This window comes from Archangium lipolyticum, assembly GCF_024623785.1.
Classification (GTDB): Bacteria; Myxococcota; Myxococcia; order Myxococcales; family Myxococcaceae; genus Archangium; species Archangium lipolyticum.
The window spans coordinates 89,220-103,160 of the sequence record NZ_JANKBZ010000027.1 but is presented as its reverse complement, the minus strand read 5'-3'; the positions used below and the strand labels follow the sequence as shown (position 1 = coordinate 103,160).

The following is a 13,941-nucleotide window of genomic DNA, read 5'->3' as shown; positions in this document are numbered from 1 at the left end:
CGCTGACCTCAACCCGATGACGGAGTGTTCTCACGCGGTGCGGAAATGAGAAAATCCAACACCCGCGTCAGGGACTCCGTGCGCTCCACCTCCGGGGGAAAGTCGCGGAAGGCCTCGCGCGGGCCGAAGAGGATGAGCGGCTTGCCGTAGCGCAGCGCGAGCACCACCTCGGACACCGTGCCCGCGCCGCCCGGCAGCACCACCAGCGCGTGCGCGGTGAGCACGTTGAGGTGGTTGCGGCTCATCGGCTCCGTCCCCCGCTCGCCGCTCAGCGGCAGGTGCGTGAGGATGGGCAGCTCCACCGCCGGGTTGGGGTAGCCCGGCTTCGGCCTCCAGGCGCCGTCCTCTACCGAGCCCGGGACGATGCCCAGGGAGAGACCCTCGCGCCCCTCCACCGCGACGAAGGCCTCCGCCGCCGCGCGCATCACCCCGCCTCCCGCTCCGGTCAGCAGGTGGAAGCCCCGCTCGGCGATCCACCGCGCCAGCGGCTCCACCCAGGCCCGGTGCTCCTCCGTCCCCGAACCCAGGACTCCGATGATTTCACGTCGCGTCACCATGGTTTCGCTCCGGGCATGCATGAACGTATGGCGTCAGTGGAATTCTGTAATCTGGCCCCGCGACGCGACGCGGCGTACACACAGCTCGCCTCTTTCGACCCGACCGAAGACCATGACGACCTCCGCACCGCTGCCTCCCATGCCCCCGGGCCATTGGCTCTGGGGTCACCTGCTCGAGCGCGCGAACAACCCCCTCGGCCTGTTCCTGAACACCCGCAACCGTCTCGGGGATGTGGTGCGCTACCGCATGGGCCACATGTTCGTGGAGCAGCTCACCCACCCGGACCACGTCAAGCACGTGCTCGCCGACGCGAGCGCCCGCTACACGAAGGGCACCGTCTTCGACAAGACGCGCCCCCTGGTGGGCAACGGCCTGCTCACCGCCGAGGGCGACTTCTGGAAGCGCCAGCGCCGGCTCTCCCAGCCCGCCTTCCACAAGGAGCGGCTGACAGCGCTCGGCGAGATGATGACGCGCACCACCGCCGAGATGCTCCAGACCTGGGAGCCCCCGGTGGACGCGGGCCAGCCGCTGCCCGTCTTCCAGGAGATGATGCGGCTCACCCTCACCGTGGTGGTGCGCGCCCTCTTCAGCACGGACGTGAGCGAGCAGACGCGCGAGGTGGGCGAGGCCTTCACCACGGCGCTCTCCGTCACCAACGAGCGCATCATCTCCCCCCTGCCCTACCTGCCCCAGCTCTACCGGCTGCCCACGCGCGCCAACCGCGCCTTCCGCCAGGCCGCGGACACGCTGGACCGCATCGTCAACGGCATCATCTCCCAGCGCCGCGCCGCGGGAGCCGCCGCGAACACGGAGGATCTGCTCGGCATGCTGATGGTGGCGTGCGACGCGGACACCGGCGACGCCTTCGACGACCTGCAACTGCGCGACGAGGTGATGACGCTGCTGCTGGCCGGGCACGAGACGACGGCCACCGCGCTCGCGTGGACCTTCCACCTGCTGGAGCAGCACCCCGAGGTGGAGGCCCGCCTGCACGAGGAGGTGGACACGGCGCTCGGCGGGCGCGTGCCCACGGTGGAGGACCTGCCGAAGTTGCGCTACGTGTGCTGCGTCTTCGAGGAGGCCATGCGCCTCTACCCGCCCATCTGGGCCATCCCCCGGGTGGCCCAGGAGGAGGACGTGGTGGACGGCTATCGGATTCCCAAGGGGGACATGGTCATCCTCGTCCCCTACGTCACCCACCGGCACCCGGACTTCTGGACAGAGCCGGAGCGCTTCGAGCCCACACGCTTCCTCCCGGAGAACGGCAAGGACCGGCCCCGCTGGGCCTACCTGCCCTTCGGCGGTGGGCAGCGCCAGTGCATCGGCAGCAACTTCGCGATGATGGAGGCGCAGCTCATCCTCGCCATGGTGGTGCAGCGCTTCCGCCTGCGCGGGGTGCCCGGGGTGGCCGTGGAGCCCGAGCCCCACGTCTCACTGCGTCCCCGCGGCCCCATGCCCATGCGCGTGGAGCGCCGCCAGCGGTGAGGCCCGCCCTCACTGGGCGCAGGTGCCACAGTCGAGCAGGCAGCTGTCGGCGGTGACGCCCCAGCCGCAGCTCTCGCCCTGCTGGCAGACGCCATCGCCGCAGCGGTGGACGTCCTGCGAGCGGATGCGGGTGGTGAGCGGCTTGTACTGCACGCCGTTGACGGAGCAGTGCGTGTAGAAGGTGCCGCTCGGGTCCAGCGTGCAGTACTGCTCGCACTGGCCGATCCGCTTCAGCTGCGCGCAGGCCGCGTTGCTCGTCGCCCCGTAACCCTTCAGTCCGCACGGGCGCGGGGTGCTCTCGTCCTCGGCCAGGGCGCTGCGGTCGTTGCCGGCGAAGAGCCCCTCGTTGTTGAAGACGTTGCCGAAGAAGCACGACTCGCGCCGGGAGAAGAGCGCCAGCTCGGCGGAGGTGTAGGGGATGTTCGCCCCGGACGAGTCGCGCCCCAGCACGGAGATGGAGACGTGCAGCCCGTAGTTGTTGGCGTGGGCCCCCAGGCACGCGGAGATGATCTGCTGCTCCGCCACGGTGGCCGGGGCTCCGCTCGACCAGGCCGGCGCCAGACCCAGCCCGCCCGACCACGTGTAGACGACGCCCGTGGAGGGGTTGGTGAAGCTGCGCGTCTGGTTCGCGGGCACCGCGCAGCGGACGATGTAGCGCATCAGCAGCTCATTGCCGGCCGGGTTGCCGTTGAACCAATTGGAGAAATCCGTGGTGGACAGGCCGTTGAGCGACAGGCCGTTGAGCGACAGGCCGTTGAGCGACAGGCCATTGAGCGACAGGCCATTGAGCGACAGGCCATTGTCCTCCTGGATGGCCCGCTCCTGCGTGTGCAGCTCCTGCTCCTCCTCGAAGGTCGACTCCTGCACCCCACAGCCAACGGCACCCACCAGGGACAGCACCGACGTGAGGACCCACGCCGCCACACTCCAACCCGCCCCACGCCCGGCCATCCCGCTCCGCAGACCCTTGATAGACGTGAAACCCATGGCGCACCTCCGACTCCCGGCCGCCTGGGATCACCAGGGGCCGAAAATCAGGGTGGGGATGCACGGCTCTCCCAGCATGGGCCGGAAGTCGCGAAAAGCCCTGGAGGTATGACTCTCGACAGCTGAGAAGTCCTTCGCTCGACGTTGTGCTCGACGGAGCGTGGAACGCTCAACGCTCCGCGGGCCACGCGCACATGTCCCTACAGGGTCATCCTGGAAAAGCTTTTCTCTGCCTTGGGAAGATGGTCGCCACCCGGGCTGTCACCGCGAGGACGGATGGCGCTCCTCGGCTCCAGCGAAAGCAAGGAGCGCGCCCGCGGTGGCATGCGCATCCTCCATCGCGCCGTCGGGCCGTTGGTGCTCGCGGAGCAGCGACAGGAGGAGCGCGTGGGCTCCGCCCCCAGACTCGCCCGCGCATTGCAGACAGAAGGCCACCTCCGCCGCCAGGTCCACGTGGCCCTGCTCCACCACCCAGGGCGTGGCCACCAGCAGCTCCTCCGTCCACGCCGCCGCGCCCGGGTCCTTCAGCGGCAAGCGCAGGTAGCGGGTGTCCAGCAGGTACAGGTGCGTGAGCCAGTAGAGGTCCGCCAGGCGCCACGTGGAGCGCAGGGCCCGTTCGGGAATCGACAGGCGCACGTCCATGCCGCACGTGGCGGCCATCTCGCCCAGCAGCCACGCGTGGAGACCCTCGTCCTGGCCATTGAGGTACTCCAGGTAGGCGCGGAGGGCCTCCGGCTCCAGCGGGGCATGGGGCAGGCCCCGCTCGCGGAGCACGTACCAGGCATCCACCCGGGACATGCCCACCTCGGCGGGCAACCCGAAGGGGAGCGCCAATGGAACCTCCGCCAGCGCGGCCACCGCCGCCGCCAGCGTGGCGCCCAACCCGAGCCGCGCGAAGGCCCCGGGCGCATGGCCCTCCAACATGTGGAGCGTCAACGCGCGCAGCGCCCGTGACTCGTCGTCCCCCTCCTCCGTCAGCGAGAGGAAGGCCCGCAGTGCCCGCTCCGTCGCCTCCGTCGCGGGTGGGGGCGGATGTACGGGAGGCCCCGGCAGGTGGAAGAGGGCCGAGGCATCACGGGTGAAGTCGGGACTGCCGGGCACGTCCGCCACCGCGTCCGCCAACACCGAGCTCGCGGCCGACGCGGCGCGCAGCGCCCGTGTGTAGCGCTCGCGGAAGGAGGGGCCCTCCACCTCCACGCGGTAGCGGTCCAACCGCCGGGCGCCAGTCTCCGCGGCGAGCGCCGCCTGGTGTCCGCTCTTGAAGGTGAGGACGAGCGGCGCGTCCGGGAGGGGCTCCACCGGCCGGGCCGGGAACGCGGCGGCGCGGGTCAGTTCCACCAGCACCTCCTCGGGAGGGCGCGAGGAGGCACGGGTGACGGAGAGGGCCACCTTGGTGCGCACGCAGCCCACGCGGCCAGCCAGCGAGGCCTGGAGCACGTCGTCGCCCGAGACGAACACCGCCGGCACGCCGGCCTCCGCCGCCAGCGCCAGCACGAGGTCCGCCTCCGACAGCGCCCGGCCCGCGCACGTCCATGCGCCGAGCAGATCCACCGTGTGTGCGCCGAAGCCCGCCGAGCCCGCCGCCGCGTGCATGCCCAGGCAGGCCACCGCCTGGACGTCGTCGAAGAAGGAAGCGGCGTACGCATCCTCCTCGAGGAAACACGGCTCGGCCGAGGGGTGCAGCGACTCGGACAGCAGGTTGGACTCGCCGGAGCCGCACAGGTGGCTGTCGCTCACCCGCACCTGATGGAAGCCCGCCGCGAGCAGGCCCTCGATCGCGGCGTTCACCTCCGCCGTGAGGAGGGCCCGGGAGCGCACGTACTCGGGAGTCCCGGAGATGAGCGCGGCGGGGGAGTCCACCCCGGCCACGCCCTCGAGGTCGACGACGAGCAGGGCCCGGCGCGCACGCATACCGCTCCTCCTCTACTTGCCGGGGCCACCCGAGCGGATCCACCGCGCCAGCATGAGCGCCGTGGGCTCGTCGATGAGCGAGGCGTACGTGGGCATGGAGGTGCCGGGGACGAACTGCTCGGGGTTGCGGATCCACTTCGCCAGTTCCTGTTCGGGCTTGCTGGCGGCCTTGACGATGCGGTCGTGGTAGCGCGCGCCCGGGGCGTGGCACAGGGTGCAGCCCAGGCGCGCGAAGAGGGCGGCGGGGTCCGCGTCCTTCTTGGGTGAGGCCTGCGCGAGCACGAGGTGCACGAGCGAGGCGGGCGCCGCGGTGCGCACGGGAGTGCCGGACTCCAGCGCGTCCGTGGACACATCCACCCGGATGGGGGGAGAGGCGGTGTTGGCGACGCTCACCCCCCCGGACAACAGGGCACTCCCTGTCAGCAGGGTGGCATACACGGCGCTCTGGATTCTTCGGCGCATCCGTTCAGGTCCTCCGGAGAAATCCAGGATGCCGCAACTTCCGCTCCAAGGGTAGGCGCCGCCCAGAAGCCTGGAGCCCAGGCGGGCAGGCGGCTTGGGACGGGGTGGGGAGGCCCACTTCATCCACCGGACACGGGCGGGGATTCGCCCCCTTTTTCGTGACGCACCCGGCCGGGGCTGTGGGTATATAAGGAGGCCGGCGGTGTCCGCCAGGCAACACCCCTGTTGCCCTTCCGGGGGCCGGCTCCTACCGACACCCCGCCACGAAGCTGGTACGGCCATGAAGACCGAGTACGAGCGCCACTCCTCCGCGCGGATGTTCGAGAACAACTTCCTCGAAGCCGCCTCGAAGATCCACCCCGTCACCCCGTTCATCTTCTACATCCCGATCATCACGGCCATGCTGGCCTGGGGCCTGTGGAGCGGGACGACCCGCCCGGGCATGGTCGCGCTGTTCGCGCCCCTGGGATACCTCACGTGGTGCTTCATGGAGTACACGCTGCACCGCAACCTCTTCCACTGGGAGGGGAACGGGCCGCTCACCCGGCGCTTCCACGCCATCATCCACGGCTACCACCACACGTACCCGGATGATCCGCAGCGGCTGGTGATGCCGCTGGGCGCGAGCATCCCGCTGGCCATCGTCATCGGCGGGCTGCTGTGGCTGGTGGGCCGGCCGGACGCCACGATTCCCTACTTCGTCGGCATCGTGGTGGGCTACCTCGCCTACGACTACCTGCACTGGGCGGTGCACTACAAGAAGCCGTGGACGAACTGGGGCAAGGCGCTGCGCGCGCACCACATGGCGCACCACTTCGCCTGCCCGGACAAGAACTTCGGCATCAGCCACCGGTGGATCGACCGGATGCTGGGCTCGATGCAGGTGCGCGGGCAGGCGGCTCGCGAGGCGGCGAAGCAGGGCGCCGACGCCAGCGCGGCGGAGTAGTCACCTCCGCCGCGAGCCACCGGGGCGCCCTTCAGGGGTGTGCGGGAGCAGCCGCCGCCCACTGCCAGGCGGTGCCCCGGTGCAGAGCGGCGTAGAGGGTGTCGCGCAGCTCGTTGCACTCGGCGTGGGTCAGCGAGCGGTCGAGCGCGCGCAGCACCACGCGCAGCAGCACGTTCTTCTGCCCGGGTGAGATGCCGAGCCGCTGGATGGCGGCGGGCGGCAGCGCCTCATAGGGCGTCTCCGAGAGCACCTCGACGGTCTCCACCACGTCGGCCCGGGGGCCGAGCACGGCACGTACGACGTCTCCGAGCTCCTCGGAGGTGGTGTCGCCCTCGAGCACCAGGGACAGGTCGCGGCGGACGGCGGGCATGGAGGACACCTCGCGGTAGGGCTCCAGGTCGAGCAACTGCGAGGCGATGCGCGGGTCCTCGGAGCGCAGCAGGCGGATGTCGTCGAGGCCCTTGCGCAGCATGAGGATGCGGTCCATGCCGAGCCCCATGGCGAGCCCGGTGGTGTGCGCCGTGTCGAGCCCGCTCTCGGCGAGCAGCGCCGGGTGGGCGAGGCCGCACTCGCCGATCTCCACCCACTCCGCCCCGTGCCGGACGTCGATCTGCAAGCCATCCGTGGTGTACGGGTGACGGGCGGGAGTGGTGCGCAGTTCGCGTCCGGGCAGCAGGGCGTGCACCACGGTTTCCACCATGAGAAGCAGCTCCTCCGTGCCGAGGGGTGCTCCGCGCCGGACGCGCCAGAGGTCCATCTGGTGGGGCTCGCCGGTGTGCAACCGGTCGATGCAGTCGCGCCGGTAGACGAGCCCGGGGCAGGCGAGCAGCACGTCCTCGGGAGGCTGGGGTGAGGCGGCGAGCTGACGGAGCAGCGGAGGAATCATCGCCGAGGTCTGGGTGCGCAGCAGGGCGGTGTCACAGACGTAGCGGGTGTAGCGGGCGTCGCGCGCGGCGCCCTCGGGTGGGTAGCGCAGCCGGTCGTAGTTGTCGGTGATGGAGACGATGGGGCTGCGCCGGTGCAGGCGGACGTCACACCGCCACGCTTCACGGAGGGCGGCGAGCGCGTCGTCGACGAGACGCTGCATGGCATGGGGGCCGGAGGAAGGGTCGGTCAGGTCACGGATGGACAGGGCACGGCGGACGTCATCGACGCTGAGGATGCAGACGGACATGGAAGGGCTCTCTCGGTGCTGGAGTGGAAGGAAACGGCTCCAGGCGACGCCCGGTCCTCGGAGGGAGGAGTTGGCGACGCCACGCTCGGAACCCCCCGAACCCCTGGTCCGGGCGAGCGTCACGCCGAGAGGCGATCCGCCGAGAGAGAGCGCGCTAGCGACGCAGCACGGCCTCCCCGTACCCGGTGGGGCTCGGGGGGCGGCTAAATCGACGCTGGCACGTCAGGAGAATCATCGCGGTCAGTAAGGTAACCGCGGTGCGAGCCGGATGCAATCCGGGGCCTCCTCACACCTCGACGAACCGCGTGCCGGTGAGGCCCTCCGCCTCCATGGCCTGTTTGAGGTCCTCGGAGACGATGAGGGCCAGCGACCAGCCCCAGGTGCGGAAGATACGGCTGTCCCCGGCCTTCGCCGGGTCGATGCGCATGCCTTTTACGTATTTGTACTCGCCCACCCTCTCCGGTTCGCCGTCCTCGGGTTTGAAGTACCGCACCTCCTCGCACCGAACGTCGTCAATGCACCGGAGAGTGCGAAGGGCATTGAGGATGAAGTAGGGCCCGACGTGGCCCTCTACCTGAACGGGAAGGAACTGCACTTCCTGGATGCCCAGGCGCTCGAAGAGTTGGACGACACGACCGTGGACCACGGGGGTCGAGAAAGCGTCCAGGGTGAAGTCCATCGTCACCCCATCGGGCTTCACGGGAAACCGGATGATGCCCTGAGGCTCGAACCGGCGGCCTTCGGTGAACTGCCAGGGATTGAGCTTCTGCCCATGCTCGTCAATGGGACGCCTCAAGTGCCAACGGTTCGGAATGCGCATGTCATCGTCCAATTCGTAGTACTTGGGCATGTCTTCCGTTCCGGCATCAGTCCTGGGATTTCGTTACCAGCAGGTGGAGGGATGAGCCAGGGGTGCAGACCTCCTCCGCGATTTCCCTGAGCGCATTCACCAGCTTGATTCCGCATCGAGAGACAGTTGCGCAGCCTTGAAGCGCCTGGCCGAGTCTCCTGTGCACCTCGCGGTGGTACTCCTCCGGATGCGGACCTTTATGGCCCTCGAGGTAGACGAGGTTCTCCGCTGCATCCAGGCTCATGTCCGCCAGTTCGAAGAATTCCTCGAACCTGGGCGTCCAGGGTCCACCCGATGCCGTCGAGAGGTCGTTCTTGTTCGTGGCGAGGTGATGCCAATGGTAGCCGTCCTTCTTCTCGGCGCCATCGGTGCAGGCACTACCTACCGCGGACGCCGCCGTGCCCGCGGCAACTCCCGTGACGATGACGGTACCGTCCGCCACCATCTGTACAGGAAAGCCGCAGTGCACCACCGGGAAGCACGCGCGTCCGCACCACTTTCGGCTCCGTCAAAGGCCGTTCGCCCAGAGGAGCGCTCTCCGGAGACGTGGCGCAGGAGATGGGCAGGACGAGCCACAGGGCCACGGCTACGTGCCGCCAGGACGGGGGGTTCATGCGCCGGCAGCATGCCTCGCCACCGGGTACCGCGCCACGCAAGCTCTCCGCTCACCGCAGGCGCTGGCCCAAGAGGAAGATCGCTCTCGGGCCAGGTGCGGCAACCCGCGACTACCGCGTCCCGAAGAGCCGGTCGCCCGCGTCCCCCAGACCCGGCAGGATGTAGCCGTGCTCGTCGAGCTTCTCGTCCACCGCCGCCGTGAAGACGTGCACGTCCGGGTGGTGCTCGCGCAGGTTCGCCAGGCCCTCGGGGCACGCCAGCAGGCAGACGAAACGCAGGCTCCCCGGCTTGCTCCGCTTGATGCGGTTGAGCGCCGCCACCGCCGAATTCCCCGTCGCCAGCATCGGATCGCACACGATGACGTCACGGTCCGCCAGCTGGTTCGGCACCTTGTAGTAGTACTCCACCGCCGCCAGCGTCTTCGGATCCCTGTACAGGCCGATGTGTCCCACCCGGGCGCTCGGCACCAGTTGCAGCATCCCGTCCAGGATGCCCTGCCCCGCCCGGAGGATGGCGATCAGCACCAGCTTCTTGCCCTCCAGCACCGGCGCCACCGTCTGCATCATCGGCGTCTCGATGGTCTCATCGCGCAGCTTCAGGTCCCTCATCGCCTCGTAGGCGAGCAGCAGGGAGATCTCCTGCAACAGCGCTCGGAACGAGGCCGTGCTCGTGTCCTTGCGCCGCATCAGCGTCAGCTTGTGCTTCACCAACGGGTGGTCCACCACGGTGCAATTGTCCGAGTACGTCACGGCTCCCTCCTCGCTGCTCGAGTAAAAAGAAGACCCTCACCCCAGCCCTCTCCCAGAGGGAGAGGGGGCATTCTCAGAACACCGTCCCGTCACTCTCGATACGGATGGGCGGCGTGCCCCCAGGACGCTTCTCCGCGGCGATCCGTCTCCCCGCGCTCCACGTCCCCCCCTGCAGCACCTTCGCCAACGGCAGTTGCTCCGCCGTCAGCCCCAGCCGCTCGCGCACCCGCTTCGCCACCTCGTCCAGCAGCGCCACCGTCAGCGCCCTCCACTCCACGATGGGCTCCGCTCCCGGCGCGTACGCATCCGAGAGCAGCCGCGCGTCCCTCGGCACCAGCGCGCCCAGGTCCACCAGCAGCCCACCGTTGCGGTACTCCGGCAGACCCGTCAGTGCGTCCAGGTCCGTCACCTGGATGCCGCCTTCCTCCAGCGGCTCCAGCAGCGAGTACGTCAGCCACTGCGACAGCTTGTGGAAGGGCACCAGCGACTCCGGGCTGCCCTCGGCCCCCAGCGCCGAGTGCGGCCACACATCCCCCAGGTTCACGCCCTCCAGGGTGATGCGCCCCGGCCAGATGGGCCCCAGCGACTCCAGCACCTGCCCCAGCACCTCCGCCGCGGGCACCTTCGCGCCCTTCGCCGCCAGCATGTCGTAGAGCGCTCCGGGTCTCGGCAGCGCCCGGCCCAGCCCCTGCAACAGCGCGAGCCGCCCCTCCAGCCCCGCGAGTGGATTGGCCTCCGTCACCTGGAAGCCTTTCGCCAGGGACTCCAGGCTCAACCGCTGCAACCCCTCCGCGTCCGCGCGCAACGGCTGGCGCGCATCCGAGGAGAACGCTCCCGCGAGGAACATGCGGAAGCTGGCCACGGCCAGGCCCTCGGAGCGCACATACGTGCCACCACCGGACTCCACGTACTTCCACGTGGGACCACTGCCCGCGTCCAACAGCACGCTGGTGATGACCAGGTCCAGCTTCGCCCGGGCCCGCTCGGCGGGCGGCAGCGAGGCCAGACGCGCATCCAGTTCCGCATTGCGCCGCACGCCGCCCACGTCGAAGTGTCCCCAGCGGCTGTGCACCGGAATCTCCAGCGTGGGGTACGCCGCGCGCGTCACCTCCAGCACGTAGTCCGCCACGGCGGGCACGCGCTCCATGTCCACGCGGAAGTGCTTCAGCTTCCCGGCGAGCCCCAGCTCCAACAGGGCCCGGCAGCGCTCACGGATGGCGCGAGGGCTCCTCAGATACGCGACGGTGGATGCCTCACGCATCGAGCGCCCTGCCCTTCACCTCCACGAGCTCCTCCTTCGAGGCCACCTTGCCCGTGGTGAAGTAGCCGGCGGCCTTCTTCGCCTCCATCTCCACCTTGGCGTCGGCGGGAACCAGCTCCTCCGGAATCGGCACGCGCTCGAGAATCTCGATTCCCGACCGGACGATGGCGTCGTGCTTCATGTCGCTCATGGACACGAAGCGGTGGATGCGGGTGATGCCCAGCCAGTGCAGCGCATCCGGCATCAGCTCCTGGAAGCGCATGTCCTGCACGCCGGCCACGCACTCGGTGCGGTGGAAGTAGGTCGCCGCCGAGTCCCCGCCCTCCTGACGCTTGCGCGCGTTGTAGACGAGGAACTTCGTCACCTCGCCCAGCGCGCGGCCCTCCTTGCGCGAGTAGACGATGACGCCCGCTCCGCCCTCCTGCGCCGTCTGGATGCACACCTCGATGCCGTGCGTGAGGTACGGCCGGCACGTGCAGATGTCGCTGCCGAACACGTCCGAGCCGTTGCACTCGTCGTGCACGCGCACCGCCAGCGGCACGTCGGGGTTGGAGATGGTGTCCATGTCCCCGAAGAAGTAGAGCGTCAGCCCTCCGATCGGCGGCAGGAACACCTCCAGGTCCGAGCGGGTGATGAGCTCGGGGAACATGCCGCCGGTCTGCTCGAAGAGGCCGCGGCGCAGCGCCGCCTCGCTGAGGCCGAAGCGCTTCGCGATGCCCGGCAGGTACCACACCGGCTCCACCGCGGCCTTCACCACGCTGACATCCCCGTTCGCACAGAGAATCCTGCCATCCGGCTTGAGGCGGCCGGCGGTGATGGCATCACGCAGCTCGGGCATGTTGATGTGCGCGCGAGTGATGGCGATGGTGGGCCGGATGTCCATGCCCTGGTCCAGGTAGCCCCGGAAGGCCTGCGGAGCCACCGCGCCCCACGGGTCCATCGAGACGATGCGCTCGGGGTCGAACCAGGCCTTGTGAGGGCCGATCTGCACCGCGGGCGCGGTGTTGGTGAGGTCCGCCCGATGGTCCGCCGTCAGCTGTCCAGCCGCCACGGCGACGGCCCGGTAGATGGCGTACGAGCCCGAGTGGGTCCCAATGACGTTGCGATGCGCGGGCTCCGTCAGCGTGGCGATGACGGGTCCCCGGCGCAGGGGCTCGGATTCTCCCCAGCGGATGGGAGTGACCTGGCCATCGCTGTCCGGGTGAGAGGTGAGACGGATGTGATTGACGGGCTTCTTGTCGGCCATGAGGCGCCCTCCTCGGAGTGCGCGCAGCGGTGAAGGGAAACAGCGGGGGAAGACGCGTCAGCTCATCCAGCTGCCGTCGGTACGAGAGGTCCACTTGCGGGTGACCTTCTTCAGGTCCGTCCAGAAACCCAGGCTGGACACACCGGTGATGTCACCGTGGCCGAACTTCGACTCACCGGTGCCACCGAAGGAGAAGGGCTCACGAGGCACGGGCACGCCCACGTTGACGCCCACCATGCCCACGCGCGCTCCCTCCACCACCGCCTGCGCCACCGCGCCATTGGTGGTGAAGATGGAGGCCGCGTTGCCATACGGCGAGGCGTTCTCCACCTCCAACGCCGCCGACAGCGTGGGCACTCGAACGATGGACAGCACCGGGCCGAACAGCTCCCGCTGCGCCGCCTCCATGTCCGGGCGCACGCCATCGAGAATCGTCGGCCCCAGCCAGTGGCCACCCGACCACGGCTCGCCCGCGGGCTTCTTCCCGCGCCCATCCAGCAACACCCGCGCACCCGCCCGCTCCGCCGTGGCGATGGCCGCCTCCAGCCGCGACAGGCTCGCCCGGTCGATGATGGCGCCCATGCCGCCCCCCACCTCCAGCCGGGAGGCGCGCTCCACCACTCGGCCGAGGATGCGCTCCACGTCCCCCACCGCGAGCAGCACGCTGGCCGCCATGCAGCGCTGGCCGGCGCATCCGGTGAAGGAGTCCACCACGGACTGCGCGGTGAGGGCCTCGTCCGCGTCGGGCACGACGATGAGGTGGTTCTTCGCCCCGCCGAGCGCCAGCACGCGCTTGCCCTGCGCGCTGCCCTCCGCGTACACGCGCCGCGCCACGGGCGAGGAGCCCACGAAGGCCAGCGCGCGCACGTCCGGGTGCGCCACCAGCGCCTCCACCGTCTCGCGCCCGCCGTGCACCACGGAGAAGACACCGCGGGGAATCCCCGCCTCCACCATGAGCTCGCCCAGCGCGCACGCCGTCAGGGGCACCTTCTCCGAGGGCTTGAGGATGAACGCGTTGCCCACCGTCACCGCGATGGGGAACATCCACAGCGGCACCATCGCCGGGAAGTTGAAGGGAGTAATCCCCGCCACCACTCCGAGCGGCTCGCGCCGGAACTCGCACGTGACGCCGCGGCTCACCTCCAGCGCGCCGCCCGTGTCGAGGTTCTGCAGCGACAGCGCGAAGTCACACACCTCCAGGCCCTTGAGGATTCCCGCGCGGGCCTCGGCCACCGTCTTGCCGGCCTCGCTGGCGGCGAGGTGGGCCAGGCGCTCCAGGTTGCTCTCGAGCAGCGTGCGGAAGCGGCCCATGAGCGTGGTGCGCTCGCGCAGGGGCGTGGCGCGCCAGGCGGGCGCCGCGGAGCGTGCGGCATCCACCGCCTGCGCCACCCCATCGGCGGGTGTCAGCGGCACCCGTCCGATGACTCCACCCGTATACGGGCTGTGCACGTCGAGCAGCGAGGCATCTCGCGGAACGAGCCACTCCCCTCCCACGAGATTGCGGCAGGTGGTAACGCTCTCGGGCAACTGGACGAAGGACACTCGCGCTCCCCCACTTTTGACGCTCGCGTCACGTGAACCGTAACGACCACGTCACGCGCGAGCATATCAGGGGGCTCCGATAACCCGGTAATCCGGGGGGGATACGAAGGAATGGAAACTCCGTTCGTCATCCGACACTCGCACCGACAACGCAC

The 13,941-nt window shown here is 69.7% G+C and carries 12 protein-coding genes and 1 pseudogene; 2 read left to right on the top strand and 11 right to left on the bottom strand.

What is annotated here, in order from left to right; translation table 11 throughout:
• Positions 1 to 8 precede the first annotated feature (8 nt).
• Complete coding sequence (locus tag NR810_RS39020; RefSeq protein ID WP_257460060.1) at positions 9 to 557, bottom strand: SLOG cluster 4 domain-containing protein; 549 nt, start codon at positions 555 to 557, stop codon at positions 9 to 11.
• 112 nt (positions 558 to 669) lie between these two features.
• Between NR810_RS39020 and NR810_RS39015 the strand changes: the two genes are divergently transcribed.
• On the top strand, positions 670 to 2,043 hold the full coding sequence (locus tag NR810_RS39015) for a cytochrome P450 (protein ID WP_257460059.1): 1,374 nt from the start codon (positions 670 to 672) through the stop codon (positions 2,041 to 2,043).
• Between the two features lie 9 nt (positions 2,044 to 2,052).
• Here NR810_RS39015 and NR810_RS39010 read toward each other — a convergent pair whose 3' ends face one another.
• The 3 genes from NR810_RS39010 to NR810_RS39000 form a co-directional block, all read right to left on the bottom strand.
• Positions 2,053 to 3,030 carry a hypothetical protein gene (locus NR810_RS39010; protein WP_257460057.1) on the bottom strand — a complete coding sequence of 326 codons (978 nt, stop codon included), beginning with the start codon at positions 3,028 to 3,030 and terminating at the stop codon, positions 2,053 to 2,055.
• Positions 3,031 to 3,291: 261 nt separating this feature from the next.
• The gene (locus NR810_RS52345) at positions 3,292 to 4,941 is read right to left on the bottom strand and encodes a M55 family metallopeptidase (RefSeq protein WP_306818888.1); all 1,650 of its coding nucleotides are present in this window, start codon (positions 4,939 to 4,941) and stop codon (positions 3,292 to 3,294) included.
• 12 nt (positions 4,942 to 4,953) lie between these two features.
• Positions 4,954 to 5,403, bottom strand: coding sequence for a c-type cytochrome (locus NR810_RS39000; protein ID WP_257460056.1), 450 nt, complete (start codon positions 5,401 to 5,403; stop codon positions 4,954 to 4,956).
• Between the two features lie 280 nt (positions 5,404 to 5,683).
• Between NR810_RS39000 and NR810_RS38995 the strand changes: the two genes are divergently transcribed.
• Complete coding sequence (locus tag NR810_RS38995) at positions 5,684 to 6,349, top strand: sterol desaturase family protein (protein ID WP_257460055.1); 666 nt, start codon at positions 5,684 to 5,686, stop codon at positions 6,347 to 6,349.
• A 31-nt stretch (positions 6,350 to 6,380) separates the two neighbouring features.
• Here NR810_RS38995 and srmL read toward each other — a convergent pair whose 3' ends face one another.
• The 7 genes and pseudogenes from srmL to mmsA all read right to left on the bottom strand — a co-directional run bounded on the left by srmL (position 6,381) and on the right by mmsA (position 13,786).
• Complete coding sequence (gene srmL / locus NR810_RS38990) at positions 6,381 to 7,523, bottom strand: PheS-related mystery ligase SrmL (RefSeq protein ID WP_257460054.1); 1,143 nt, start codon at positions 7,521 to 7,523, stop codon at positions 6,381 to 6,383.
• 286 nt (positions 7,524 to 7,809) lie between these two features.
• Complete coding sequence (locus NR810_RS38985; protein WP_257460053.1) at positions 7,810 to 8,373, bottom strand: imm11 family protein; 564 nt, start codon at positions 8,371 to 8,373, stop codon at positions 7,810 to 7,812.
• Between the two features lie 16 nt (positions 8,374 to 8,389).
• Positions 8,390 to 8,824: pseudogene (locus NR810_RS38980) on the bottom strand (AHH domain-containing protein); the annotation flags it as partial.
• Positions 8,825 to 9,098: 274 nt separating this feature from the next.
• Positions 9,099 to 9,737, bottom strand: coding sequence for a uracil phosphoribosyltransferase (upp, locus tag NR810_RS38975; RefSeq protein WP_257460050.1), 639 nt, complete (start codon positions 9,735 to 9,737; stop codon positions 9,099 to 9,101).
• 73 nt (positions 9,738 to 9,810) lie between these two features.
• On the bottom strand, positions 9,811 to 10,998 hold the full coding sequence (locus NR810_RS38970; protein ID WP_257460048.1) for a URC4/urg3 family protein: 1,188 nt from the start codon (positions 10,996 to 10,998) through the stop codon (positions 9,811 to 9,813).
• On the bottom strand, positions 10,991 to 12,244 hold the full coding sequence (locus tag NR810_RS38965; RefSeq protein WP_257460047.1) for a GTP cyclohydrolase II: 1,254 nt from the start codon (positions 12,242 to 12,244) through the stop codon (positions 10,991 to 10,993). Before NR810_RS38965 ends, NR810_RS38970 begins: the two co-directional genes overlap by 8 nt.
• A gap of 57 nt (positions 12,245 to 12,301) precedes the next feature.
• Positions 12,302 to 13,786, bottom strand: coding sequence for a CoA-acylating methylmalonate-semialdehyde dehydrogenase (mmsA, locus tag NR810_RS38960; protein WP_257460046.1), 1,485 nt, complete (start codon positions 13,784 to 13,786; stop codon positions 12,302 to 12,304).
• Positions 13,787 to 13,941 lie beyond the last annotated feature (155 nt).